18 protein-coding genes are annotated in these 25,563 nt (G+C 62.3%); 6 read left to right on the top strand and 12 right to left on the bottom strand.

Annotated elements, in window-relative coordinates:
• Positions 1 to 24: 24 nt before the first annotated feature.
• The 6 genes from rpoD to dnaG all read right to left on the bottom strand — a co-directional run bounded on the left by rpoD (position 25) and on the right by dnaG (position 9,295).
• On the bottom strand, positions 25 to 2,079 hold the full coding sequence (rpoD, locus tag ACIQUB_RS02265) for an RNA polymerase sigma factor RpoD (RefSeq protein WP_113236394.1): 2,055 nt from the start codon (positions 2,077 to 2,079) through the stop codon (positions 25 to 27).
• Between the two features lie 475 nt (positions 2,080 to 2,554).
• Positions 2,555 to 2,902: a GFA family protein gene (locus tag ACIQUB_RS02260; RefSeq protein WP_047505981.1), complete on the bottom strand. Its 348-nt coding sequence runs from the start codon at positions 2,900 to 2,902 to the stop codon at positions 2,555 to 2,557.
• 15 nt (positions 2,903 to 2,917) lie between these two features.
• Complete coding sequence (gene tdh / locus ACIQUB_RS02255) at positions 2,918 to 3,952, bottom strand: L-threonine 3-dehydrogenase (protein ID WP_113236393.1); 1,035 nt, start codon at positions 3,950 to 3,952, stop codon at positions 2,918 to 2,920.
• 203 nt (positions 3,953 to 4,155) lie between these two features.
• Positions 4,156 to 5,343 (bottom strand): glycine C-acetyltransferase, encoded by a 1,188-nt coding sequence (locus tag ACIQUB_RS02250; protein WP_113236392.1) that lies wholly within the window; start codon positions 5,341 to 5,343, stop codon positions 4,156 to 4,158.
• Between the two features lie 92 nt (positions 5,344 to 5,435).
• On the bottom strand, positions 5,436 to 7,292 hold the full coding sequence (gene recQ / locus ACIQUB_RS02245; RefSeq protein WP_113236391.1) for a DNA helicase RecQ: 1,857 nt from the start codon (positions 7,290 to 7,292) through the stop codon (positions 5,436 to 5,438).
• Positions 7,292 to 9,295 carry a DNA primase gene (gene dnaG / locus ACIQUB_RS02240; protein WP_113236390.1) on the bottom strand — a complete coding sequence of 668 codons (2,004 nt, stop codon included), beginning with the start codon at positions 9,293 to 9,295 and terminating at the stop codon, positions 7,292 to 7,294. The genes recQ and dnaG overlap by 1 nt, the downstream gene beginning before the upstream one ends.
• Positions 9,296 to 9,947: 652 nt before the next feature.
• Between dnaG and ACIQUB_RS02235 the strand changes: the two genes are divergently transcribed.
• Positions 9,948 to 10,826, top strand: coding sequence for a hypothetical protein (locus ACIQUB_RS02235; protein WP_113236408.1), 879 nt, complete (start codon positions 9,948 to 9,950; stop codon positions 10,824 to 10,826).
• A 4-nt stretch (positions 10,827 to 10,830) separates the two neighbouring features.
• On the opposite strand, the gene ACIQUB_RS02230 is transcribed toward ACIQUB_RS02235, so the two are convergent.
• The gene (locus tag ACIQUB_RS02230) at positions 10,831 to 11,283 is read right to left on the bottom strand and encodes a GatB/YqeY domain-containing protein (protein WP_026282805.1); all 453 of its coding nucleotides are present in this window, start codon (positions 11,281 to 11,283) and stop codon (positions 10,831 to 10,833) included.
• Between the two features lie 273 nt (positions 11,284 to 11,556).
• Between ACIQUB_RS02230 and carA the strand changes: the two genes are divergently transcribed.
• Both carA and ACIQUB_RS02220 read left to right on the top strand, forming a co-directional pair.
• Complete coding sequence (carA, locus tag ACIQUB_RS02225) at positions 11,557 to 12,762, top strand: glutamine-hydrolyzing carbamoyl-phosphate synthase small subunit (RefSeq protein WP_113236407.1); 1,206 nt, start codon at positions 11,557 to 11,559, stop codon at positions 12,760 to 12,762.
• A gap of 168 nt (positions 12,763 to 12,930) precedes the next feature.
• A complete protein-coding gene (locus tag ACIQUB_RS02220) occupies positions 12,931 to 13,971 on the top strand; it encodes an acyltransferase (RefSeq protein WP_113236389.1) in 1,041 nt (346 codons plus the stop codon).
• A gap of 12 nt (positions 13,972 to 13,983) precedes the next feature.
• Here the strand turns inward: ACIQUB_RS02220 and ACIQUB_RS02215 are convergent, their stop codons facing one another.
• From ACIQUB_RS02215 to ACIQUB_RS02200, 4 genes are all read right to left on the bottom strand, one after another.
• Positions 13,984 to 15,372 (bottom strand): MATE family efflux transporter, encoded by a 1,389-nt coding sequence (locus ACIQUB_RS02215; protein ID WP_113236406.1) that lies wholly within the window; start codon positions 15,370 to 15,372, stop codon positions 13,984 to 13,986.
• A gap of 139 nt (positions 15,373 to 15,511) precedes the next feature.
• On the bottom strand, positions 15,512 to 16,759 hold the full coding sequence (locus ACIQUB_RS02210) for a TCR/Tet family MFS transporter (RefSeq protein WP_113236388.1): 1,248 nt from the start codon (positions 16,757 to 16,759) through the stop codon (positions 15,512 to 15,514).
• A gap of 156 nt (positions 16,760 to 16,915) precedes the next feature.
• Positions 16,916 to 17,824 (bottom strand): LysR family transcriptional regulator, encoded by a 909-nt coding sequence (locus ACIQUB_RS02205; protein ID WP_113236387.1) that lies wholly within the window; start codon positions 17,822 to 17,824, stop codon positions 16,916 to 16,918.
• A gap of 105 nt (positions 17,825 to 17,929) precedes the next feature.
• Positions 17,930 to 18,847 carry a neutral zinc metallopeptidase gene (locus ACIQUB_RS02200; protein WP_113236386.1) on the bottom strand — a complete coding sequence of 306 codons (918 nt, stop codon included), beginning with the start codon at positions 18,845 to 18,847 and terminating at the stop codon, positions 17,930 to 17,932.
• A gap of 174 nt (positions 18,848 to 19,021) precedes the next feature.
• Here ACIQUB_RS02200 and ACIQUB_RS02195 point away from each other — a divergent pair, with 174 nt between their 5' ends.
• The 3 genes from ACIQUB_RS02195 (at position 19,022) to ACIQUB_RS02185 (ending at position 25,150) form a co-directional block, all read left to right on the top strand.
• A complete protein-coding gene (locus ACIQUB_RS02195) occupies positions 19,022 to 20,050 on the top strand; it encodes a zinc-dependent alcohol dehydrogenase family protein (RefSeq protein WP_113236385.1) in 1,029 nt (342 codons plus the stop codon).
• Between the two features lie 162 nt (positions 20,051 to 20,212).
• The gene (gene carB / locus ACIQUB_RS02190) at positions 20,213 to 23,701 is read left to right on the top strand and encodes a carbamoyl-phosphate synthase large subunit (protein WP_113236384.1); all 3,489 of its coding nucleotides are present in this window, start codon (positions 20,213 to 20,215) and stop codon (positions 23,699 to 23,701) included.
• A 156-nt stretch (positions 23,702 to 23,857) separates the two neighbouring features.
• Positions 23,858 to 25,150: a DUF2235 domain-containing protein gene (locus ACIQUB_RS02185; protein WP_113236383.1), complete on the top strand. Its 1,293-nt coding sequence runs from the start codon at positions 23,858 to 23,860 to the stop codon at positions 25,148 to 25,150.
• Here ACIQUB_RS02185 and ACIQUB_RS02180 read toward each other — a convergent pair.
• The gene (locus tag ACIQUB_RS02180) at positions 25,134 to 25,511 is read right to left on the bottom strand and encodes a VOC family protein (RefSeq protein WP_047506010.1); all 378 of its coding nucleotides are present in this window, start codon (positions 25,509 to 25,511) and stop codon (positions 25,134 to 25,136) included. The two genes, ACIQUB_RS02185 and ACIQUB_RS02180, sit on opposite strands and share 17 nt — an antisense overlap.
• Positions 25,512 to 25,563: the final 52 nt, after the last annotated feature.

Raw genomic sequence — 25,563 nt, 5'->3', positions numbered from 1 at the left:
TTTCGAATGACATACTTCCGCGACTTAGCTGTCGAGGAACGACCGCAGCTTACGCGAGCGGCTCGGGTGCTTCAGCTTGCGCAGCGCCTTCGCTTCGATCTGACGGATACGTTCGCGGGTAACCGAGAACTGCTGGCCGACTTCTTCGAGCGTATGGTCGGTGTTCATGCCGATGCCGAAGCGCATGCGCAGCACGCGCTCTTCGCGCGGCGTGAGCGATGCGAGAACACGCGTCGTCGTTTCGCGCAGGTTCGCCTGAATGGCCGCGTCGATCGGCAGAAGCGCGTTCTTGTCCTCGATGAAATCGCCGAGATGCGAATCTTCTTCGTCACCGACAGGCGTTTCGAGCGAGATCGGCTCCTTGGCGATCTTCAGGACCTTGCGGACCTTTTCGAGCGGCATGGCGAGCTTCTCGGCCAGTTCTTCCGGCGTCGGTTCGCGGCCGATCTCGTGCAGCATCTGGCGCGAGGTACGAACGATCTTGTTGATCGTTTCGATCATATGCACCGGAATACGGATCGTGCGGGCCTGGTCGGCGATCGAGCGGGTGATCGCCTGACGGATCCACCACGTCGCATAGGTCGAGAACTTGTAACCACGGCGATATTCGAACTTGTCGACCGCCTTCATCAGGCCGATATTGCCTTCCTGAATGAGGTCGAGGAACTGCAGGCCGCGGTTCGTGTACTTCTTGGCGATGGAGATGACGAGGCGAAGGTTCGCTTCGACCATTTCCTTCTTGGCGATACGCGCTTCGCGCTCGCCCTTCTGCACCATGGACACGATGCGGCGGAACTCGGCGATCGAGATGCCGGTTTCCGTTGCGAGGTTCTGGATCTCCTGGCGAATGTCGCGGATCGTGGTGTTTTCGCCCTTGGCGAATTCCTTCCAGCCGCGTGCGGCCAGATTGGCGATCGACTTCATCCAGTTCGGATCGAGCTCGGCGCCCTGGTACTGTTCCAGGAACGAGTCGCGCTTGACGCCGTAGGATTCGGCGAGGCGCAGCAGGCGGCCTTCGTTCTGCATCAGTCGCTTGGAGATGTCGTAGAGCTGCTCGACGAGGGCGTCGACGCGGTTCTGGTTCAGCGACAGAGACTTCACGGCCTTGATGAGCTCATCCTTGAGCTCCTTGTAGCGGCGTTCCTGAGCGGAAGACAGCGTGCCGGTTGCAGCCAGACGCTGCTCGACCTGCTGGTCCTGCAGCTTGCGCAGCTTCTTGTAGGTCTCGGCGATGATGTCGAGCGTTTCCATGACCTGCGGACGCAGTTCCGCTTCCATGGCGGCCAGCGACAGGTTGGATTCGTCCTCGTCCTCTTCTTCCTCTTCCGGAGGCAGGCCCTCGCCGCCGACATTGGTGATGTCGTCGTCGCCCGAACGGGTACGGCGGGTCTTTTCCTTCTCTTCGGCAGCCTTGCGGTCGGCCTCGATCTTCTCGGGGCTCTGGAACTGCGGAGCAGCCTTTGCCTCGGGACCGGAATAGGTCGTTTCGAGATCGATGATCTCGCGCAGCAGCGTCGTGCCTTCGTTGAGTTCGTCGCGCCAGATGATGATCGCCTGGAAGGTCAGCGGGCTCTCACAGAGGCCACCGATCATCGTTTCGCGGCCGGCCTCGATGCGCTTTGCAATGGCGATTTCGCCTTCGCGCGACAGAAGCTCCACCGAGCCCATTTCGCGCAGATACATGCGCACGGGGTCGTCGGTGCGGTCGGTCGGCTCTTTCTTCTTGGCGGTCGCAAGTGCGGTACCGCCGGAGGGAGCAAGCTCGCCGCCTTCGCTTTCGTCGTCGGAGCTGGAATCGTCGTCGCCGCCGTCGCTGCCGCCAGCTTCTTCGGCTTCTTCATCTTCGATGACATTGATGCCCATATCCGACAGCATCGACATCGTGTCTTCGATCTGTTCGGATGTCACTTCCTCGGACGGGAGAACGGCATTGAGCTCGTCCATCGTCACATAGCCGCGCTTCTTGGCGGCCTTGATCATTTTCTTGACCGCGTCATCGGAAAGATCGAGAAGAGGGCCGTCGGTACCGCCGTCGCGTTCGACTTCCGCTTCTTCGTTCTCTTTGACCTTCGTTGCCATGTATATCGTCGCCTTCCTGACGCTATTCAAACTCGCTGCGGTAAAACGGCCCTATCAAAGCCGGCGCACCGCAAACGGCCGTCTCGAATCACCTGATCCCAGATAACGGGATGACATTTAATGCCTGATTAACCACGATTGCCGGCGCCGGACGACGGAGTTCATATGTCACCAAATGTCCGGCCATGGTTGTGCGATCTGCCCTTGACCCAGTTCACCGCTATTCAAGTCGAACGGTGATTCCCACAATTTTAGTTCTCGTCAAGCTTTTCCAGCAAAAAAGCGCGAGAAAACTTGGAAAAGGCCTTATCCACAGGCCACAAGCCGCCGAAGCGGTTGCCAAGCATAGATAGGATGTCACCACGGGAAGACAAGAGCGTGCCGCATTCTTCTGAAACGACCAGTTGTCGCACATATCCCGCACACCTCCTCGACCCGACCTCCGTTCACTCCGAGGCTCCAGCCAACCGACAGACTAGTGCGACTTGCCGTCCCAAGGCTGGATCTCGATCGTCGCGAGATCGACGGCGGGCACGCAGCGCAGATTGATGCAGGCCATCTCCGTCCCGTCAGGCATCTTGCCTTCGCTGAACGGCCCGACGCCGCAATTGCTGCAGAAGTGATGCTGGATCACATGGGTGTTGAATGTGTAGGTCGATAGTGCCTCGCGTGGCGTCTTCAGGCTGAACTTGTCGCGCGGCACGAAAGCGAGCAACCCGCCGCGGCGCCGGCAGAGCGAACAGTTGCAGTCGATCGCCGAGGTGAAATCGCCTTCGACATCGAAAGCGATCTGGCCGCAGTGGCAGCTTCCTTCATAGTTCATGTCATGCTCCTCCCATCACCAGTCCATCACCACCTTGCCTGAGTTGCCCGACCGCATCGCCTCGAAGCCCTCGCGGAAATCGTCGATGCCGATGCGGTGGGTAATCACAGGTGCAAGGTCCAGCCCGCCTTGCACGAAGGCGATCATCTTGTACCAGGTCTCGAACATCTCGCGGCCGTAGATGCCCTTCAGATTGAGCATCTTGAAGATCACCTTGTTCCAGTCGATTTCGAAACCGGCAGGCGCGATGCCGAGAATGGCGATCTTGCCGCCATTGTTCATCTTGTCGATCATGTCGCGAAAGGCAGGTGCCGCGCCCGACATTTCCAGCCCGACATCGAAGCCCTCGGTCATGCCGATCGAGGTCATCACGTCGGAGAGGTTCTCCTTCGACGCATCGACGACATGATCGATACCGAGCTTGCGGGCGAGATCGAGCCGGTGCGGGTTGATATCGGTGATCACGACCTTGCGCGCGCCCGACCGCTTTGCGACCAGTGCTCCCATGATGCCAATCGGACCCGCACCGGTCACCAGCACGTCCTCCCCGACGAGATCGAACGACAGCGCCGTATGCACCGCATTGCCGAACGGATCGAAGATCGCCGCGATCTCATTTGGAATATCATCGGGGATCGGCACGACATTGGCTTCCGGGATGCAGACGAACTCGCCGAAGGAGCCCGGACGATTGACGCCGACGCCCAGCGTATTGCGGCACAGATGCCCGCGCCCGGCGCGACAGTTGCGGCACTTGCCGCAGACGATATGCCCCTCGCCCGACACCCGCTCGCCGACATGATACTTGGTGACGGCGGAGCCCACCTCGGCGATCACGCCGCAGAACTCATGGCCGACGACCATAGGCACCGGAATGGTCTTCTGCGCCCACTGGTCCCAGTTCCAGATATGCACGTCTGTGCCGCAGATCGCCGACTTCCTGACCTTGATCAGCACATCGTTCGGCCCGACCTCGGGCACCGGCACCTGCTCCATCCACAGCCCGACCTCGGCCTTCGACTTCACCAGCGCCTTCATCATGTTCGACATTCAATTCCTCCCAATTGTCGCCGCTCCCCCTTCTCCCCACCGGGGAGAAGGTGCCCGTCAGGGCGGATGATGGGGCCACACGGCACACCCTAAACCAGACCAACTGCTCTTCGCTTTCGCTCAGAGCCTCGCTCCGCTCGCCCCCTTATCTGTCCTCCGGACATCTTCTCCCCACCAGGGAGAAGAGGAACGCTCGCAGCGCCTCAAATCACACCCAACTCCCGCCCAGCCTCGGCAAACGCCTCAATCGCCCGCTCGACATCCTCGACCGAATGCGCCGCCGACATCTGCGTACGAATGCGCGCCTGCCCCTTCGGCACTACGGGGAAAGAGAAACCGATCACATAGACACCCTTCTTCAGCATCAGCGCCGCCATATCCTGCGCCAGCTTCGCATCCCCCAGCATGACGGGAATGATCGGATGCCCCTCGCCGGCCAGCGTGAAGCCAAGCTTCGTCATCTCCGAACGAAACAGATCCGCATTGGCCGACAATCGCGCCCGCAAAGCATCGCCATGATCTATCAGGTCGAAGACCTTAAGCGACGCAGCCGCAATCACAGGCGCCAACGTATTTGAAAACAGATAGGGCCGCGACCGCTGCCGCAGCCACTCCACCACCTCCGCCTTCGCCGACGTATAGCCGCCAGAGGCGCCCCCCAGCGCCTTGCCGAGCGTGCCGGTAATGATATCGACCCTACCCTCGACGCCGCAATGCTCCGCCGAGCCGCGCCCATGCTTGCCGACGAACCCGACAGCATGGCTGTCATCGACCATGACCATCGCGCCATACTTCTCGGCAAGATCGCAGACACCTTGGAGATTGGCGATAATCCCGTCCATCGAAAACACGCCATCGGTGGCGATCAGCTTGAACCGACTGCCCTCGGCCTTCTTCAACTCCTCCTCGAGCGCCGCCATGTCATTGTTGGCATAGCGGAAACGCTTGGCCTTGGAGAGCCGCACGCCATCAATGATCGAGGCATGGTTCAGCGCATCCGAGATGATCGCATCCTCTTCACCAAGCAGCGTCTCGAACAAGCCGCCATTGGCATCGAAGCAGGAGGAATAAAGGATCGTGTCTTCCATCCCGAGAAACGACGAAATCCGGGCCTCGAGCTGCTTGTGCTCTTCCTGCGTCCCGCAGATGAAACGCACCGAGGCCATGCCATAGCCATAGCGATCCAGCGCCTTTTTGCCGGCTTCCGCCAGCTCCGCATTGTCTGCAAGGCCGAGATAATTGTTGGCGCAGAAATTCAGCACCCGCTCGCCGGAGGCGATCGCGATCTCACCCGCCTGTTTCGAGGTGATGACACGCTCCGCCTTGTAGAGGCCAGCCTCCTTCAGGCCGGCAAGCTCTGTGCGCAAATGGGAGAGGAACTGCGAGGTCATTGGTGGCCCTTCTTTGAGACTTCCCGATGCCATCGCACTAGCACATCAGCATCCGTTTGTCTTGGCGAGACCAAAGCCGATCCGTCACCGGATCACTCGTCAAACCCCAAAATCACCTCCAGAAACGCATCCCCATATCGCTCCAGCTTCGACTGCCCGACGCCGGAAATGCCGAGCAGTTCCTTGTGCGTGCGCGGCCGCTCGGTGGCGAAGGCGATCAGCGTCGTGTCGGGGAAGACGACGTAGGGTGGGACGCTGAGCGAGCGGGCGATCGCGGTGCGCTCGGCGCGCAGCGCCTCGAACAGCGCGTCGTCGGAGCCTGACAGAACCGAGCGCCGCTCGGCTTGCGCCGCTCTCTTCGGCCGCCGTTCGGAGGCCGGGCGGTCCTTGCGGAAGAACACCTCGCGTTCGCGCTTGAAGACAGCGCGTGCGCCCTCCTCCAGCTTCAGTGCGCCGAAAGCCCCGTGATCGACGCGCACGAGGCCCATCGCCAGAAGCTGGCGGAACACGGATTGCCAGGTGCGCGCGGCGATATCCTTGCCGGCACCGAACACAGGCATTTCAGTGTGGCCGAAGCGCTCGGTCTTTTCGTTGACATTGCCGATCAGGACATCGACCACATGACCCGTGCCGAAACGTTCGCCTGTACGATAGATCGCCGCCAGCGCCTTGATCGCCGCATCCGTGCCATCCCAGGTCTCGACCGGCTTCAGGCAGGTATCGCAGCCACCGCAATTGCCGGCGTGGCTTTCGCCGAAATGCGACAGGATCGCCTGCCGCCGGCACGACGCCGTTTCGCAGATGGCAAGCAGAGCGTTGAGCTTCGAGCGCTCGACGCGCTTGATCTCGTCGGCGGCACCGCCCTCGTCGATCATCCGCCCGCGCTGGATCACGTCGGCCATGCCATAGGCCATCCACACCTCGGAGGGCAGCCCGTCGCGCCCGGCACGGCCGGTCTCCTGGTAGTAGGCCTCGACAGACCCCGGCAGATCGAGATGCGCGACATAGCGCACGTTCGGCTTGTCGATCCCCATGCCGAAGGCGACGGTGGCGACAAGGCAGAGATCCTCTTCCTTAAGGAAGGCATCCTGGTTGGCGTCGCGCACCGCGCGGTCCATGCCGGCGTGATAGGCGAGCGCCCGGATGCCCTGGCCGTTCAGCCACTCGGCCGTGTCCTCGACCTTGGCGCGCGACAGGCAATAGACGATGCCGCTATTGCCCTTGTGGCCAGCCAGAAACCGCAGGAGCTGCTGGCGCGGCTGGTCGCGCTCGACGATCTCGTAACTGATATTCGGCCGGTCGAAGCTGGTGGTGAAGATCTTCGCGCCATTGAGCCCCAGGCGCGCCGCGATATCGTCGCGCGTATGCGGATCGGCGGTCGCCGTCAGCGCGATACGGGGAACGCCGGGATAAAGCTCGCCGAGCTTGCCGAGTTCGCGATATTCCGGCCGGAAGTCGTGGCCCCATTGGGATACGCAGTGCGCCTCGTCAATAGCGAACAAAGCGATCCGGGCATTGCTGATGATATCGCGGAACCCATCCATAAGGATGCGTTCCGGCGTCACATAAAGCAGGTCGAGATTTCCCGACGAGATCGCCCGGCGCACCTCGACATATTCCTCGCGCGTCAGCGACGAGTTGAGCGCGGCCGCCCGAATACCGAGCTGCTTCATCGCCTCCACCTGGTCGCGCATTAGCGCGATCAGCGGCGAGACGACGATGCCAACACCATCGCGGCAGAGCGCCGGGATTTGGAAGCAGAGCGATTTGCCGGCACCCGTTGGAAACAACACCAGCGCATCGCCGCCATCGACCACATGCTCGACGACCGCCTGCTGCTTGCCGCGAAAGGCCGGATAGCCGTAGACGTGGTTGAGAATGCCGAGCGGCGTGCGCTCCGCGCCAAACAGCGCATCACCCGCCGAAAACCGTGTATCCGCCGCGTCCATCAATGGCTCGCAGCCCCTTTGACGCGACCCGAGAGCACGCCGAAGCCATCAATGATCGCTTCCTGGTTCTCAAGCCGCAGGCCCTCGAAATGAACCTCCTGCAGCGCCCGCATCAGCTGGTCGATCACCTCTTCATTGCCGCTTTCGGTGGCCTCGGCGATCTCTTTTTCCAGCTCGATCTTCTGCCAGCGCAGCGCCTTGGAACGCTTGTGGAAGGCGAGCGCCTGGCGATAACCCTCGCGCGCATCCTCCATCGCAGCCTGCTCGGTGGCGATCCATAGCCGCGCATTGCGGATCTGCTGCTCAAGCGTCTGGATCAGCCCGCCGAAGCCCTGCTCTTCCAGCCGCTCGATCAGATAATCGCGCGTCAGATGCGGACCGGCGACAGCCGCCGCGGCCCCGAGCATGCCCGACCAGAGCCGCTGCAGCTCGCGGCTGTCGTAATCGATCGAGGCGATCTCGTCATATTCGTCCTGCATCAGCGCCGGATGGTTGACGACGGTCAGCGCCAATACGCTCTCGCGCAGCGCCGGCGTCTCCTGGTGGCCGCGCACCAGCCCGGAGCGAGCCAGCCGATCCGAAATACCGCCGCCGGAAACGCGTGCACCGCGCGGGCCGTCGTTTCCGCGTCCGCGCCCCTGCCCACCGCCACGCTCGAAGCCGCCGCGATCGAAATTGCGCCGCTCGCCGCCGTCGCGGTTCTGGAATTGCGGCCGGAAAAAGCCGTTCAGCCGGTCGCGCATGTCCTGCTGGTAGTGCCGGCGAACATCCTCATCGGCAATGACGGCCACCAGCTGCCTCAGCCGCGCCTCAAGCTCGGCCTTCGCCTCCGGCGTCTCGAACGAGCCGGTCTTCAACTCGCGGCCCCAGATCATTTCGGCCAGCGGCTTGGCCTGGCTCATCACCTTGTCGAACGGCGCCCTCCCCTCGTTGCGCACGAGATCGTCGGGATCCTTGCCGTCGGGAAGCAGCGCGAACCGCACTGTGCGGCCGGGCTTGATATGCGGCAGCGCCAGATCGGCCGCGCGATTGGCGGCGCGAATGCCGGCGCCGTCGCCGTCGAAGCAGAGTACCGGCTGCGGCGTCATCTTCCAGAGGAGCTCGAGCTGGTTTTCGGTGAGCGCCGTGCCGAGCGGCGCGACCGCGTTCTCGACGCCCGCCTGATAGAGCGCGATCACGTCCATATAGCCTTCGACGGCGATGATCGTGCCTTCGCCATTGGCGCCCTGCGTCGAGCGCCGCGCGCGGGCGAAATTGTAGAGCACGTTGCCCTTGTGGAAGAGCTCCGTCTCGTTGGAATTGAGATACTTGGCCGGCGCGTCCGGCGACATGGCGCGGCCGCCAAAGGCGATCACCTTCTCGCGCGACGACAGGATCGGGAACATGATGCGGTCGCGGAAGCGATCGTAGGATACCGGGATCTCCGGCCCGTGCACGACCAGCCCGCAGGCCTCGATCTGCTCCTTGGATGCCCCCTTGCCGGCCAGATGCTCCTTCAGCGCATTGCGGCTATCGGGCGCGAAGCCGAGACGAAAGGTCTCGATCGTCCGCCCCGTCAGGCCGCGGTCGCGCAGATAGGCGCGTGCGCGTGCGCCGTTCGCCGTCTGCAGCTGGTCCTGGAAGAACTGCGTCGCCATCTCCATCACGTCGAGAAGCGTGGTCCGCTCCTTCTCGCGCTTCTCCATGGCGGGGTCGGCGACGGGCATCGCGACGCCGGCCATATCGGCGATCGTCTGCACCGCCTCGGGAAAGCTCAGGCCCTCGAGTTCGGTGAGGAAGCGGAAATGGTCACCGGTGACGCCGCAGCCGAAGCAATGATAGCGGCCCTTGCGGTCCTCGCAGTGGAAGCTCGGCGACTTCTCGCCATGGAACGGGCAGCACGCCCAGTAATCGGCGCGCGAGACGTTGGTCTTGCGCTTGTCCCAGCTCACACGGCGGCCGATCACGTCCGAAATCAGGACGCGGTCGCGTATCTCGTCGAGAAAGGAGTTTGAAAAGCGCATTTCTACCTCTTGGCTATCCTCCATATAAGCAAGTTCCCGGACGCATGCCACGAACTTTGGCCGATAGCCACGCTATACACAGGTTGCTTCGATGACCGATGCCCGACAACGCGGCCACCTGAAACTTTCAACAAAGCGTGACTGTCGGGTCCGCTCGTCGGCCTGTCGCCACCGGGTTTGCAGGCAAACCGACACAAACCGCGACGTTACGCCCCCGCTCCCCGCAAATAAAACAATACCTTACGGCCGAGACTCGAATCCGATTGCGAGCCGGACACCATAACTGGTGTTCGCTTTAAGGCGGCGATTCCCGCCAATTATTATTTTTTTGTAATTTGAATCTCATGCCGCATCGCAATAACGTCAGTTTCAACAAAGCGATCCCCTCGCAAGGCACCATCCCTACCCCCGGCGCCGCCTTGCAAGGGTGCCTTTGCAAATACCCGCTGATGAGGACCCAGGTCCTGCGTCGTCAGCCGGAGCAAAGAGCAAGAAGGCAGGAACGCCCCCAGTTCCTGCCTTCTTTAATTTCTACCTGACGTTTTATATTTTGCATCTAGACTGCCAATCACAGGCAGATTCCACCAGCAATTGATTGACAGTCGTTGGTCGCAAGTCCAATGAAGGCGGCAACTTCGGATGGTTGCCAGGCATGCCACATAAGGTTGAAGAATTTTTAGAGAGTGACGCATTTTTCGCGTTGGTTCTGGAATTCGCGCGCGAAATGCTCGCGATCTACCGCGAAAGCCCGCGCATCGCGTCGATATTCGCCGCCCAGCAGCGCTGGTTGATGGCGCAGCTCGGATTCGCGCTCTATTTCGGCTACCCCGATGATCCCAAGGGTGGTCTCTATTCCGGCCGCTTCATTTCATTCGCCATCGAAAAGAAGATCGCTAGCCGCAACACGGCGGCCGCCTTCATGCAGGAAATGCTCGCCTATCGCTTCCTGCGCCCTGTCGAAAGCCCGTCCGACAAGCGCACGCGCCTGCTGGAGCCGACCGAAACGGCCATGGAACATTTCCACAAATGGCTCGCCGCCCACCTGATGATCCTAGACAACCTCGATGGCGGACATCGCCTCGAGGCGGCGATGAACGATCCGATGGTCTTTGCCCGCATGCAGCCGTTGATCGCCAAGGGCATCATCGACAGCGACGCGGTTCGCGACCCCGGCGCCACCTACAATCTGTTCAACTGGGCGAACTCCGGCGGTCTCGTCATGGATCTGCTCATGACGCGGATAAGCTCGTTCGACAAGTCGATGGAACGCGTCGCGATCGGCAGGTTGTCGCTGAAGGAGATTCGCGACCAGTTCATGATCTCCAACACGCATCTGAAGCGACTGCTGTCGCAGGCAGCCGAGATGGGCAGCATCGGCTGGTCGGAGGCCTCGTTCAAGGGCGAGACCTGGATGTCCAGAAAGTTCGTGCGGGAATATTGGGGCTATCAGGCCGCGAAATTCGCCGTCATCGACGCGGCGGCCGCAAGCGTGCTGGGGCCCGCGGTCCCGAAGACCGCGCGCCTGGCTTGATCGATCAGTTCAAGAGTTCCTTGACGGCGCCGGACGCCTTGGAGAAATCCATCTGGCCGGCATAGCGCTCTTTCAGCACCGCCATCACCTTACCCATGTCCTTCGGGCCAGCGGCACCCGTCTCGGCGATGATCGCCGCGATGTTGGCGCGCACATCCGAATCGGAGAGCTGCTTCGGCATGAAGTCCTGCACCACCTTGATTTCGGCGCGCTCCTTGGCGGCGAGCTCCGGGCGGGCGTTCTCGTCGTAGATCTTCGCCGATTCGTCGCGCTGCTTCACCATCTTGGCCAGGATCTGCAGGATTTCGTCGTCGCTGGCCTCTTCCTTGCCGGCGCCGCGATTGGCGATATCACGGTCCTTGATCGCGGCCTGGATCAGGCGAACGGTCGAAAGACGCTCGGCATTCTTGGATTTCATCGCATCCTTGAGGGCGGCGGCGAGTTGATCGCGCAACATCATAAACACTCCTGTTTGAATGCCGCTTCATAAACCAGACGAATGCGTGGGATCAAATAAATTGCGAAACGCGGGACATAAAGCGGCAGAAAACCCTTAGAATCTGCGGTAGAAAGATTGACCTCAGGAAATAGCGTGGCTATTTACCGCCACCTGCACCAAAATTCGTGATCAGGCCTGAGAGCGCGCGCCTTGCCGCGCGTACACGCTTGCGAACCAAAATGGCCGGCCAACGTTGCCCAAGGACGTCTGGCGGCCGGAAACGGGATGAAGATGACCGCGACAGCACCCTGGACAACCGAAAAGCCGACCGCCCTGCTCGTTCTGGCGGATGGCACAGTGATCGAAGGCAAGGGCATCGGCGCGACCGGCAAGGTCCAGGCCGAAGTAGTCTTCAACACCGCGCTAACAGGCTACGAAGAGATCATGACCGATCCCTCCTACCTCGGCCAGATCGTCACCTTCACCTTCCCGCATATCGGCAACATCGGCACCAATGAAGAAGACATCGAAGACCTGACGCCGGCAGCACGCCACGGCGCGGTTGGCGTCATCTTCAAGGCCGACATGACCGACCCGTCCAACTACCGCGCCGCCAAGCATCTCGACGCCTGGCTGAAGGCTCGCGGCGTCATCGGTCTTTGCGGCATCGATACCCGCGCGCTCACCGCCTGGATCCGCGAGAACGGCGCCCCGAACGCCGTCATCGCCCACGACCCGAACGGCGTCTTCGACGTCGACACGCTGAAGGCAGAAGCCAAGGCCTGGAGCGGCCTCGAAGGCCTCGACCTCGCCAAGATCGCCTCCTCCGGCCAGTCCTCGCAGTGGTCGCAGACCCCGTGGGTCTGGAACGAAGGCTATGGAGAACTGAAGGCCGAGGACGCCAAGTACCACGTCGTTTGCCTCGACTACGGCGTCAAGCGCAACATCCTGCGCCTGTTTGCCGGCCTCGATTGCAAGGTCACCGTGATGCCGGCAACGACGAGCGCCGAGGAAGTGCTCGCCATGCAGCCCGACGGCATCTTCCTGTCGAACGGCCCGGGCGACCCGGCAGCAACCGGCGAGTACGCCGTTCCGGTCATCCAGTCGCTGATCAAGACGGATATCCCGCTCTTCGGCATCTGCCTCGGCCACCAGATGCTGGGCCTGGCGCTCGGCGCCAAGACCGAAAAGATGCACCAGGGCCATCACGGCGCCAACCATCCGGTCAAGGACCACACGACGGGCAAGGTCGAGATCGTCTCGATGAACCACGGCTTCGCGGTCGACACGAAGTCGCTGCCCGAAGGTGTTGAGGAGACTCACGTTTCGCTCTTCGACGGCACGAACTGCGGCCTGCGTGTATCCGGCAAGCAGATCTTCTCCGTCCAGCATCACCCGGAAGCCTCCCCCGGCCCTCAGGACAGCCACTACCTCTTCCGCCGCTTCATCAACATGGTGCGCGAGAAGAAGGGCGAAGCGGCACTGGCCGAACGCTAAGCGGATAGACAGAGATCAATTAACGAGAGCGGCGCCGAAAACCACGGCGCCGCTCTTTTCAGTTCAGGCCTTGGGCCCGGTCTTGCCGCCATTTGTTAACAGCAATTTAAGGCCGGCATTTCATGATCCGCACCCAGGCGCGCGCAACGCCGGCCGAAGGTGCCATCGATGCAGGAAAAGAAGCACATAGCCAGTCTCGACGGCTTGCGCGGCATGGCCGCAGCGGCAGTGGTCTTCTCGCACCTCGATCTGATCTTCCCTTCGCTTGCGCCCTACATGATCACAGGTGTCGGCGGCCGGGCGGTGGCGATCTTCTTTGCCCTCAGCGGCTTTCTGATGGCCTATCTCTATGGCGACCGACCGATAAGCCGCAAGGCCGTAGCCGACTTCCTGGTCAGCCGCTTCTCGCGCATCTATCCCGTCTATCTGGTCGCGGTGCTCGTCGTCGCGGTTCTGTCGAGCATTCCGGACTTCGATTTCATCAACCCGATCCACGGCGGCAAGGAAATCCTGCGCCACATCCTGCTGCTGGGTTCGACCGGCGTCCTGTGGTCGGTCCCACCGGAGATCCAGTTCTATCTGCTCTTCCCGGTGATCTGGCTTTTCTTCAGCGACACCAGACGATACCAGGCAATCGGTGTCCTGCTTGCAGGCCTTTTGGCGCTCGACGCGCTAGACGGCTTCCCCGGTCCCGGCATCCTGCTGGTCTCGAAGCTCGCGTTCTTCCTTCTCGGCGCCACTGTCGGCCGGCTCCAAACGCGACTGAACGACCGGTTGGATGGCATCACCACGGGCATATTGGCGCTGACGCTACCCTTCTTCATCCTGATATCGAACCACCTGTTTCCCAATGCTGACAACGCCTGGGGACTGGCGCCCGCCTTCGCGGGCGCGCTCGCCGTTCTATTGGTGGCGCAAGAGCATCGGCTGTCAGCAGCCGTCTTCGCCGCCGCACCGATGCGCTTTCTCGGCAAGATCAGCTTCTCGCTCTATCTCTTCCACGTGCCAGTGATGTTCCTGATGGGGAATGCCCTGTCATCAACGCTGCCGCTTTACATCGTCGTCCCGGCCGCACTCGCCGCCGCCCTGCTGATCGCTTGGATCAGCTACGAATGCATCGAGACCCCGGCCCGCCGGGCCCTGGTATCGCTCTGGCATGAACGCGGATCGAAGATCCTCGGCAACCCGCAGCCGAATACCCGCAGTTAAGCGACGCCAGGTTTAAACCTCGCGCCGCATCAGGATGTAGAACCGCGCGCAGAGCATCAGCGCGGCCGTGAACAATCCGATCAGGAAGCCGAGCCAGATGCCGATGCCGCCAAGCCCTAGCGGAAACGCCAGTGCCCAGGCCAGGAAGAAGCCGATCGGCCAATAGGCGATCAACGCCAGGATCATCGGCACGCGCGCGTCCTTCAACCCGCGCAGCAGGCCATTGGCGATCGCCTGCAGGCCATCGACCAGCTGGAACAGCCCGGCAATCACGATCAGCGGCCCGGCATAGGCAAGCACCTGCGGCGCCTCGGCCGAGTGCGTATCGAGGAACCAGCCGGCGAAGAAACCGGGCATGATCGCAAACAGCAACCCGCCGACCGCCGAGATGACGCAGGCAAGCACTGAAACGGAGACAGCCGCGCGCACCAGCGCCACGCGATCCCCCTGCCCATGCGCGACGCCGACCCTGACGGTCGCCGCCTGCGACAGGCCGAGCGGGATCATGAAGGCGATCGATGCCCACTGCAGCGCGATGCCGTGCGCCGCAAGCTCGATGGTGCCGATCCGGCCCATCAACAGTGATGCCATCGTGAACAGGCTGACTTCGGCAAGGATGGTCACGCTGATCGGCAACCCCAAACGCACGACCTCGAAGAAGGCCTTCCAGTCTGGCCGCCAGAAGCGAACCAGGATCTCGTAGCGTCGTGTCTCCGGCCGGCTCTGGACGTAAGCCAGAATGAAGAAGAAGCCCGCCGTCTGCACCAGCACCGAGACGATCGCAGCACCGCGCAAGCCCATGGCCGGCAGGCCGAAATGGCCGAGCACCAGCGCATAGGCAAAGACGGCGTTCAGCACCAGCATGGCAATCGTGACATTGAGGATCACCGCCGCCTTGCCGATGGCGCTGACAAGCGAGCGCAGCACGTTGTAGAGCAGCCCCGGCAGCACCGCGAATTGGCCGATGACGATATAGCTGTGCGCCAGCGCCGCCACCTCGGGCTTCTGCCCGGCCGCAAGCAAGATGTGCTCGGAATTGAAGAAGGCCGGCAGCATCAGAACCCAGTAGGCCATGACCACCCACAGGCCCATACGCAGCGACCGGCGCACGCTGACGACGTCGCCACGGCCATAGGCCTGCGCCACCATCGGGATGACAGCGATCGAGAAACCGGAGCCGAAGACGAGGATCGTGAACAGGAACTGGCCGGCCAGCACCATGGCCGCCAGATGCTCGGCACCCAGCCGCCCGACGATCATCACGTCGGTGGTGTTGATACCGAGCTGGGCCAGCTGCGCACCGATCAGCGGAACGCCGAGCGCCAGCGTCGCGCGGATATGCGCGCTCCAACGGTTATCGGTTGTCGGCGCCAGCTTTCGCGCGTCGATCGGCGTATCCATGACAGTGTCCTGTGAATTGATCCAAATGGCCGCAAAGCGCGACAATATGACCAAGGCTCTAGCCGAAATCCCAAGGAAACGACACCCAAAAACATGCAGATGATGAAATATTCATCATCACATCATCGATTCTGATCGATCACTCGGCCGCCTGACCGAGCGCCTTTCCTGTCTTGGAGACACGCACCCTGAGAAGAAACACCAGCGTGGCGATCAGGATGAAGAACGCCGCCATCAGGAACGGCGCGCCCGCGAAGGTGACCGGGGCATCCGGCTTGGTGAAATAGCCGAACATCTGCGTGAAGATCAGCGGGCCAATGATCGTCGTGATGCTGGACAGGCTCGTCAGCGCCCCCTGCAACTCGCCTTGCGCCGAGGGCGGCACTTTGCCGGCGGCGATACTGCGAAGCGGCGGATCGGCGATGTTCTCCATCACGGTCAGCACGATGACCGCATAGACCACCCATCCCTCCCAGGCGAATGCATAGCCCGTGAGGCCCACCACCGAGAAACAGAGCCCAACCACGGCCGTCTTCCATTCGCCGAGAACGGGCACGATCCGGGGCAGCACCAGCGCCATGACGACGGCGGCACCGATCCCGTAAATGCCGAGCGAAAGCCCGATCTCGCCCTCGCTCCAATTGTAGCGGTAGCTGGTGACGAACGACCAGACAGCCGGATAGACCGCATGCGCCAGCCAGAACAGGAACATGACGGCGGCAATCCAGCCGATGCCGGGATAGTTTCGCATCTGCTTCAACGCGCCCAGCGGATTGGCGCGCTTCCATTCGAAACGGCGGCGGTTTTTCGCATCGAGCGTCTCGGGCAGCAGGAAGCAAGCCGCGACGAAATTGAGGAACGACACCGCAGCCGCGCCATAAAACGGCACGCGCGGCCCGAACTCGCCGAGAAAGCCACCGATGACGGGGCCGACGGTGAAGCCGACGCCGAAGGCGATGCCGATGAGACCAAAATTCTTGGCGCGGTTCTCTTCGTTGCTGATGTCGGCGATATAGGCCGAGCAAGTCGCGAAGCTGCCGCCGCTCAAGCCCGCCAGCATGCGCCCGATGAACAGCATCCAGAAACTGGTCGCGACCGCGCAGATGAGATTGTCGATCGCGAAGGTCAAAACCGAGAGCAGCAGCACCGGCCGCCGCCCGAAGCGATCACTCAGATTGCCCAGCAACGGCGCGAACAGGAACTGCATGCCGGCATAGACGACGAGCAGCCAGCCGCCATCGAGCGCGGCATCGCTGACGGAACCACCGGTCAGCTGCTCAAGATAGACTGGTAGCACCGGCATGATGATCGCGATCCCGATCACGTCGAGAAACAGGATCATGAAGACGAGGAAAAGGCCGCGGCGGACGAATTTCGGATCGAGCATGCGAGGTCTCTACAGCTGTTTGTTTTCTGAAAAGACGATCTCATCGCCGCCCGTTCTACATACAGCAGGCAAAACAGCGAAACAATACGTGAACATTTCAATTGTTTTGATAGGCTCACGACTTCCGTTGATGGCGAAGCGGAACAAAGCGCGCACCTAACGCTGTTTTTGTGGTTCCGCCTTGATGAAGTCGACGAAGGCGCGCAGCGCCGCCGGCATGTGGCGACGGCTGGCGTAATAGAGGAAAGGTCCGGAAAATTCGGTCACCCACTCCTCCAGAATGAGCTGCAACCGCCCAGCCTCGACCTCAGGCATCACCACCTCCTCGAAGGTGCGCATGACACCGAGGCCCGCGACAGCGGCTCCCACCTCGATCTCGATCGCATTGGCCGACACCTGCCCCGTCGGCGTGATCATCAGCGTCTCGCCATCCCGGTCGAATTCCCACGGCGTCGCGCTCGTCCCGCTCAGGAATCGGTGGATGATGCAATCATGGTCGATGAGATCGCGCGGGTGCTTCGGCACGCCGCGCCGTTTGAGATAATCGGGCGACGCCGCCGTCACATAGCGCTGCCGTCGCGGACCGATCGGCACGGCGATCATGTCGCGCTCCAGCCGCTCGTCATAGCGAATGCCCGCATCATAGCCGGCGCCGAGCACGTCGATGAAGCTGTCCTCGCCGATCACCTCGATCCGCACCTTCGGATAGGCCTTCAGAAAACGGTTGATGATATCGGACAGGAAGGAGCGCGCCGCGATCGTCGGCACGTTGAGCCTGAGCGTGCCCGATGGTCCCTCGCGAAAGCTGTCGAGCTGCCCGAGCGCGGAAGCGACCTCGCCCAGCGCCGGCGCCAATCGTTCGAGAAGCCGCTGCCCGGCCTCGGTCGGCGTCACGCTGCGCGTCGTCCGGTTGAGAAGCCGAACCCCCAGCCGCTCCTCCAGCCGTCTAAGGGAATCGCTGAGCGACGACGCCGAGACACCTCGCTTGCGCGCCGCCGCGCGAAAGCTTCTCTCCCTGGCGATTGCCGTGAAGGCATCGAGGTCGCTGAGTGGAAGATCATCCATTGTGCATTTTCCCGCACGATCGGCTCAAATTGAGCCGAACTATCGCACAGCGGCGCACAAGACGAAAGCCGGTGGACGCGGTCCCGGAGCCGGGACCTGCAACTGTCAGACCGGGCCGGAGAAGGTATCGCAGGCCTGCATCTGGCCGCTGTCGAAGCCGCGCTTGAACCATTTCACGCGCTGCGCCGAGGTGCCGTGGTTGAAACTTTCAGGCACCACATAGCCCTGGCTGCGCTTCTGCAGCGTATCGTCGCCGATCTGCTGCGCGGCATTCAGCGCCTCCTCAAGATCGCCCGCTTCCAGGATACCCTTCTGCTGAGTGAACTTGCCCCAGATACCGGCGAAGCAATCGGCCTGCAGCTCGACGCGCACCGACATCTTGTTGGCGTCGGCCTCGCTCATACGCTGGCGCGCCTCGTTGAACTTCGGCAGGATGCCGAGCAGGTTCTGCACGTGATGGCCGACTTCGTGCGAGACGACATAGGCCTCTGCGAAATCGCCCGATGCACCGAACTTGCGGCTAAGCTCGTTGAAGAATGCGGTGTCGAGATAGACCTTGCGGTCCTGCGGGCAGTAGAACGGCCCGGTTGCTGCGGATGCAAAGCCGCAGCCCGACTGCGTCTGGCCAGAGAAAAGCACCAGCTTTGGATCTTCGTATTGGCGTCCCATCGATTGGAAGATGCCCTGCCACGTATCCTCGGTCTCGGCGAGCACCGTGCGCACGAAGGCGGTCATCTCGTCGTTGGCGGGCGTTTGGCTGCTGCTGGACTGGCTCTGCTCATAGCCCGGCCCACTCGACATGCTGCCATCCATCACCTGCAGGAGGTCGATGCCCATGGCCTTGAAGATCAGATAGAGCACGACGAGAAAGATGATGGTGCCGATGCTGAGCCCGCCACCGCGCCGGCCCATGCCGCCGCCGGACGGAAAGCTGAAGCCGCCCCCTCTTCCCAATCCACCCATGGAAGGATCACCGCGACGATCCTCGATATTGTCGGACTGACGCCGGCCTTTCCATTCCATGATGATCTCCCCGCAGAGACTGCTTGCTCTCTCATCTCTTATATATCCGGGGGGATGGGAAATTCCAGCCGATTTCAACCACGCTCACGCACCCTTCGCGGCCGCGACAGGCGCTTGACGCGCGCCTTGCTTTCGCCCCTTCTGGACGAGGGAGATATCGGAGGAGAACTGGGCATGAAGGCAGTGCGGCTGGAAGCAATCGGGAAACTCTCGTTCAGTGAGGTGGAAAAGCCCAGCCCCGGTCCGGGCGAGCTGCTTGTCCGCGTCGAGGCCTGCGGCATCTGCGGTACTGACAGGCACCTGCTTCACGGCGAATTCCCATCCAGACCACCCGTCACGCTCGGCCATGAATTCACCGGCGTCATCGAGGAGATCGGCCCCGCCGTCAGCGGTTTTCGCGCGGGCATGCGCATCACCGGCGACCCGAACATCTCCTGCGGCCAATGCGACCGGTGCCAGCGCGGCCGCGTCAATCTTTGCCGCAACCTCCAGGCAATCGGCATCAGCCGCGACGGCGGCTTCGCGGAATATGTGATCATCCCGCAAAAACAGGCGTTTGCGCTACCCGATGACCTCGATCCCGTACACGGCGCCTTCTGCGAACCACTCGCCTGCTGCCTGCACGGCGTCGACCTAGCCGGGATCAGGACCGGCTCGTCTGTGGTCGTATTGGGCGGCGGCGTCATCGGCCTGCTGGTCGTGCAACTCGCGCGCCTTGCCGGCGCCACCGACGTTATGCTCGTCACCCGCAGCGCCGACAAGCGGCGGCTGGCCGAGAACCTCGGCGCCACTGTGACCGCGGACCCTGGTGATGGCGACATCATCAAACACATCACCGCACCGGATGGTCTGCTGCCGGGCGGCGCCGATGTGGTCATCGAATGCGCCGGCGTCGCCGAGACCGTCGAGCAGGCCCCTGCCCTTACCCGTCATGGCGGCACGGTCGTGATTCTCGGCGTCATGCCGCAGGGCGCGAAAGTGTCGATCGAGCCCTTCGACCTGCTGTTTCGCGAAATCAGGCTGATCGGCTCCTTCATCAACCCCTTCACCCACAGGCGCGCCGCGGACCTCATCGCATCAGGCACGATCAAGGTCGAAGCGCTGATTTCGCGCCGTATCGGGCTTGGCGAAGCGGTGGAAGCGATCAGCAATCCGGCCCGTCCCGGCGAGATTCGCGCCCTCGTTTTGCCGAGCCTCGGCTAGCCCTTTCCGATTCCTGTCGATTCCGTAAATTATGGGGTTCCGTTCACGGATACATTTGCCTATAAGCCGCTTCTAGCCTGAAAAGACCATCATATGCGCGACCCGGCCGGTGCCTCCCACCCTGGCCGGCTTTCTGCGCAGCTAGGAAACGGAAAAAAGCCCATGCCGAAGCGCCAAGACATCAAATCGATCCTCATCATCGGCGCAGGACCGATCGTCATTGGCCAAGCATGCGAGTTCGACTATTCCGGCACCCAGGCCTGTAAGGCGCTGAAGGAGGAAGGCTACCGCGTCATCCTCGTCAACTCCAACCCGGCCACGATCATGACAGACCCGGGCCTTGCCGACGCAACCTATGTCGAGCCGATCACCCCTGAAGTCGTCGCCAAGATCATCGCCAAGGAACGCCCCGACGCGCTGCTCCCGACCATGGGCGGCCAGACCGCGCTCAACACCGCGCTTTCTCTCAAGCGCATGGGCGTTCTCGACCGCTACAATGTCGAGATGATCGGCGCCAAGCCTGCTGCCATCGACATGGCCGAAGACCGCGCCCTGTTCCGTGAAGCCATGGACCGCATCGGCCTCGAAACCCCGCGCTCGATGCTCGCCAACGCCACCGACATCAAGGATGCCGACCGCAAGACGCATGAAGCCGAACGCAACAAGCTGAAGGAAAGCCTCACGGGTGCCGAACTCGACAAGGCGCTCGACGCGCTGGAAAACCAGTGGAACCTCGGCGAGACCGATCGCAAGCAGCGCTACATCAGCCACGCCATGGCGATTGCCGCCCAGGCGATCGACGTCGTCGGCCTGCCCGCCATCATCCGCCCCTCCTTCACCATGGGCGGCACCGGCGGCGGCATTGCCTATAACCGCTCGGAGTTCTTCGAAATCATCGGCGGCGGCCTCGATGCCTCGCCGACCACCGAAGTGCTGATCGAGGAATCGGTTCTCGGCTGGAAGGAATATGAAATGGAAGTCGTCCGCGACAAGGCGGACAATTGCATCATCATCTGCTCGATCGAAAACATCGACCCGATGGGCGTCCATACGGGCGACTCGATCACTGTCGCGCCGGCCCTGACGCTGACCGACAAGGAATACCAGATGATGCGCAACGCCTCGATCGCGGTTCTGCGCGAGATCGGCGTTGAAACCGGCGGCTCGAACGTCCAGTTCGCCGTCAACCCGAAGGACGGCCGCCTCGTCGTCATCGAAATGAACCCGCGCGTCTCGCGCTCGTCGGCTCTCGCGTCGAAGGCCACCGGCTTCCCGATCGCCAAGGTCGCCGCCAAGCTCGCCATCGGCTACACGCTCGACGAACTCGACAACGACATCACCGGCGGCGCGACGCCAGCCTCGTTCGAGCCGTCGATCGACTACGTCGTCACCAAGATCCCGCGTTTCGCCTTCGAGAAGTTCCCGGGCGCCTCGCCGGTTCTGACGACAGCCATGAAGTCGGTCGGTGAAGTCATGGCGATCGGCCGCACCTTCGCCGAATCGCTGCAGAAGGCGCTGCGCGGTCTCGAAACCGGCCTCACCGGCCTCGACGAAATCGAAATCCCCGGCGTCGAGGAAGGCGAAGGTAGCCAGAATGCCATTCGCGCCGCCATCGGCACGCCGACGCCGGATCGCCTGCGCATGGTCGCACAGGCACTGCGCATGGGCATGAGCCCCGAGGAAGTGCACGAAGGCTGCAAGATCGACCCGTGGTTCATCGCCCAGTTCAAGGCGATCATCGACATGGAAGCCCGCGTTCGCGAGCACGGCCTGCCCACCGACGCCGCAAACCTGCGCACGCTGAAGGCCATGGGCTTCTCCGACGCCCGCCTCGCAACGCTGTCAGGCAAGCGCCCGAAGGAAGTGGCCGAGCTGCGCAATTCGCTGAACGTCCGCCCGGTCTTCAAGCGCATCGACACCTGCGCCGCCGAATTCGCCTCGCCGACCGCCTACATGTATTCGAGCTACGAGACGCCCTTCGTCGGCGCTGCCCGCTCGGAAGCCGAGATCTCCGACCGCAAGAAGGTCGTCATCCTCGGCGGCGGTCCGAACCGTATCGGCCAGGGCATCGAGTTCGATTATTGCTGCTGCCATGCCGCGTTCGCTCTGCGCGACGCCGGCTATGAAGCCATCATGATCAACTGCAACCCGGAAACGGTCTCGACCGACTACGACACCTCCGATCGCCTCTACTTCGAGCCGCTGACGGCTGAAGACGTGATCGAGATCCTGCGCGCCGAACAGGAAAAGGGCGAAGTCGTCGGCGTCATCGTGCAGTTCGGCGGCCAGACCCCGCTGAAGCTCGCCGAAGCGCTGGAAAAGAACGGCATCCCGATCCTCGGCACCGCGCCCGACATGATCGACCTTGCCGAAGACCGCGACCGCTTCCAGAAGCTCCTGATCAAGCTCGACCTGACGCAGCCGAACAACGGCATCGCCTACTCGGTCGAACAGGCTCGCCTGGTCGCAACCGAAATCGGCTTCCCGCTCGTCGTTCGCCCGTCCTACGTTCTGGGTGGCCGCGCCATGCAGATCATCCACAACGAGAGCATGCTGCAGACCTACCTGCTCGACACCGTTCCAGAACTGGTGCCCGAAGACATCAAGCAGCGCTACCCGAACGACAAGACCGGCCAGATCAATACCCTGCTCGGCAAGAACCCGCTGCTCTTCGACAGCTACCTGTCGAACGCCATCGAAGTCGACGTAGATTGCCTCTCCGACGGCAAGGACGCCTTCATCGCCGGCATCATGGAGCACATCGAGGAAGCCGGCATTCACTCCGGCGACTCGGCTTGCTCGCTGCCCCCGCGCACGCTCTCGCCAGAGATGATCGACGAGCTCGAGCGCCAGGCGAAGTCGATGGCCAAGGCTCTCAACGTCGTCGGCCTGATGAACGTGCAGTTCGCCATCAAGGACGGCACCGTCTACGTGCTCGAAGTGAATCCGCGCGCCTCGCGTACCGTTCCCTTCGTCGCCAAGACCATCGGCGCCCCGATCGCCAAGATCGCCGCCCGCGCCATGGCCGGCGAAAAGCTCGATCCGCTGTTTGCCGCCTATGGCGAAAAGCCGGATCCGCGCAACCTCAAGCACATCGCCGTCAAGGAAGCCGTCTTCCCATTCGCCCGCTTCCCCGGCGTCGACACGCTGCTCGGCCCGGAAATGCGCTCGACCGGCGAAGTCATCGGCCTCGATACCGATTTCGCGCTGGCCTTCGCCAAGTCGCAGCTCGGCGCCAGCGTCGAACTGCCGCGTGACGGAACGGTCTTCGTATCGGTACGCGACGACGACAAGCCGCGCGTCCTTCCCGCGATCCGCATGCTGGTCGAACAGGGCTTCAAGGTTCTGGCCACCGGCGGCACCGCCCGCTTCCTCGCCGAAAACGGCATCGAGGCCGTGAAGATCAACAAGGTGCTCGAGGGCCGTCCGCACATCGAGGACGCCATCCGCAACCGTCAGGTCCAGCTGGTCATCAACACGACCGATAGCAACAAGGCGATCTCCGACTCCAAGTCGCTGCGCCGCGCGACGCTGATGCAGAAGGTGCCTTATTACACCACCATGGCCGGCGCCGAGGCAGCCGCCCAGGCGATCAAGGCGCTGAAGGCCGGCAACCTCGAGGTTCGCCCGCTGCAGAGCTACTTCGCCTAAGATATCAAGGCCGGCCGTGATCCTTCACGGCCGGCTTTTCCGCCGCACGACGGCCAACGCGACGACACGCCGAAGTGTCGCAAAACGCGACAATCCACCTGAGATTTCAAACCCTTCGCGATCATGTTACGATATCCCCACACGTGAGGGGCATCGATGGGCAAGAATATCGTCATTCTGTTCGATGGCACGTCGAACGAAATCTCCGCCGACCGCACCAATATTTTGAGGCTGTTCGGCGTTCTCGACCGCAGCGGCAGGCAGATCGTCTATTATGATCCCGGCGTCGGCACCTTCGGCGCTGCCAATGCATGGTCCAACGCCTACCGCAAGACGGTCGAGCTCTGGGGCCTGGCAACCGGCTGGGGCCTCGACCAGAACGTCAAGGAAGCCTACCGCTTCCTCGTCGACAATTATGAGCCCGGCGAACCGGGGGACGATCAGGAGTATCGGGATCGCGACAACATCTACATCTTCGGCTTCAGCCGGGGCGCCTATACGGCACGCGTTCTCGCAGGCTTCGTCCATTCGCTCGGGCTGATGAGCAAGTACCACGTCAACCTGATCGACTACGCCTACAACACCTATAAGGGCATCTCCGAAAGCGAGCAGCAGCAGGGAGGAGCGGATGCCGCCGATGTCGATTGGGACGCACCCTCGGCCTTCAAAACCATGCGCCTTTACGAGCGCACGCTGAAGACCGACCGCCCGCCGATCAAGCTGCTCGGCCTCTTCGACACGGTGTCCTCGGTCATCGTCTGGGGCAAATGGCGCCCGCAACTCTTGACGCTTCCCTTCACCGATCGCAATCCGAGCGTCGAAGTGGTCCGCCACGCGCTCGCCATCGACGAGCGGCGAACCATGTTCAATCCGCTGCCATGGCGGCAAGGGCAGGACTATTGGGGCGGCCCCTTCAAGCCGCCGGCCCCGCCTCCGCAGAATGTGAAGGAAGTCTGGTTCTCCGGTGTCCATGGCGACATCGGTGGCGGCTATCCGGAAGCGGAGAGCGCCGCGATCAAGATACCGCTCGCCTGGATGATCGCCGAGACCCGAAGCACCGGCCTCACCTACAACGAGGACGCCGTCAAGGAACTCGTCCATGGCGACAACCCGACGAAGAGCTATGTCCGGCCTGCCCCAACGGCACCGCTGCACGATTCCATGAACTGGGCATGGAGACTGCTCGAATATGTGCCGAGGCGTGTGCCAGTCACCTCCTGGCGCAAGCGCGGCGACACGACGCGCATCTACCTGCCGCTGGCCGACCGCCGCTTCATTCCCGACGGCGCCTCGCTGCACCAATCCGTCATCGACCGACTGTCGTCGACGACAGCGCCGCCCTACGCCCCACCGAACCTGCCCTTACGCTTCGAGACCGAGCCCTGGAGCAACGACGGCCCACCACCATCAGAAGATTCGGAGGTCGTTCCGATCACTCCGGCCGCTTGAAATAGGCCTCGAGCCGGTAGCCGTCAGGATCGATGACGAAGGCGGCATAATAGAACTGGCTGTAATCCGGCCGCACGCCCGGCGCACCATTATCGGTTCCGCCATTGGCAAGCCCGGCCGCGTAAAACGCGTCGACGGACTCCTCCGACGGAGCCACGAAGCAGAAGTGCAGCCCCGACTCCATGTCCGCCGCGACCGGCCGCGCCACCTCGCCGACCCACAGCCCCACCCGATCGGCGCCATAGCCGCTGACATTGCCGAAATTCGTCAGTCGCTCATAGCCGAGCGGCGCCAGCGCGGCATCGTAAAACGCCTGCGACTTCTCAAGGCTCTTCACACCAATCGACACATGATCGAACATAAACCGTCTCCAGATTGCTTTGCCGGCAACGCTACAACATTCACGCCGAAGC

It is taken from the genome of Rhizobium sp. NPDC090275 (assembly GCF_044772225.1).
In the GTDB taxonomy this organism is placed as follows: Bacteria; Pseudomonadota; Alphaproteobacteria; order Rhizobiales; family Rhizobiaceae; genus Rhizobium.
The sequence above is the reverse complement of the archived record's forward strand: the minus strand, read 5'-3'. Positions and strand labels throughout refer to the sequence as shown.

Excerpts from the sequence above, each read along its gene's own strand:
- ACIQUB_RS02205 (WP_113236387.1), bottom strand. The coding sequence starts at position 17,824 with ATGGATGATCTTCCACTCAGCGACCTCGATGCCTTCACGGCAATCGCC.
- tdh (WP_113236393.1), bottom strand. The coding sequence starts at position 3,952 with ATGTCGAACATGATGAAGGCGCTGGTGAAGTCGAAGGCCGAGGTCGGG.
- carB (WP_113236384.1), top strand. The coding sequence starts at position 20,213 with ATGCCGAAGCGCCAAGACATCAAATCGATCCTCATCATCGGCGCAGGA.
- recQ (WP_113236391.1), bottom strand. The coding sequence starts at position 7,292 with ATGGACGCGGCGGATACACGGTTTTCGGCGGGTGATGCGCTGTTTGGC.
- rpoD (WP_113236394.1), bottom strand. The coding sequence starts at position 2,079 with ATGGCAACGAAGGTCAAAGAGAACGAAGAAGCGGAAGTCGAACGCGAC.
- carA (WP_113236407.1), top strand. The coding sequence starts at position 11,557 with ATGACCGCGACAGCACCCTGGACAACCGAAAAGCCGACCGCCCTGCTC.
- ACIQUB_RS02185 (WP_113236383.1), top strand. The coding sequence starts at position 23,858 with ATGGGCAAGAATATCGTCATTCTGTTCGATGGCACGTCGAACGAAATC.
- ACIQUB_RS02210 (WP_113236388.1), bottom strand. The coding sequence starts at position 16,759 with ATGCTCGATCCGAAATTCGTCCGCCGCGGCCTTTTCCTCGTCTTCATG.
- ACIQUB_RS02230 (WP_026282805.1), bottom strand. The coding sequence starts at position 11,283 with ATGTTGCGCGATCAACTCGCCGCCGCCCTCAAGGATGCGATGAAATCC.
- ACIQUB_RS02200 (WP_113236386.1), bottom strand. The coding sequence starts at position 18,847 with ATGGAATGGAAAGGCCGGCGTCAGTCCGACAATATCGAGGATCGTCGC.
- ACIQUB_RS02215 (WP_113236406.1), bottom strand. The coding sequence starts at position 15,372 with ATGGATACGCCGATCGACGCGCGAAAGCTGGCGCCGACAACCGATAAC.
- ACIQUB_RS02195 (WP_113236385.1), top strand. The coding sequence starts at position 19,022 with ATGAAGGCAGTGCGGCTGGAAGCAATCGGGAAACTCTCGTTCAGTGAG.
- ACIQUB_RS02250 (WP_113236392.1), bottom strand. The coding sequence starts at position 5,343 with ATGACCTCGCAGTTCCTCTCCCATTTGCGCACAGAGCTTGCCGGCCTG.
- dnaG (WP_113236390.1), bottom strand. The coding sequence starts at position 9,295 with ATGCGCTTTTCAAACTCCTTTCTCGACGAGATACGCGACCGCGTCCTG.
- ACIQUB_RS02220 (WP_113236389.1), top strand. The coding sequence starts at position 12,931 with ATGCAGGAAAAGAAGCACATAGCCAGTCTCGACGGCTTGCGCGGCATG.
- ACIQUB_RS02260 (WP_047505981.1), bottom strand. The coding sequence starts at position 2,902 with ATGAACTATGAAGGAAGCTGCCACTGCGGCCAGATCGCTTTCGATGTC.
- ACIQUB_RS02235 (WP_113236408.1), top strand. The coding sequence starts at position 9,948 with ATGCCACATAAGGTTGAAGAATTTTTAGAGAGTGACGCATTTTTCGCG.
- ACIQUB_RS02180 (WP_047506010.1), bottom strand. The coding sequence starts at position 25,511 with ATGTTCGATCATGTGTCGATTGGTGTGAAGAGCCTTGAGAAGTCGCAG.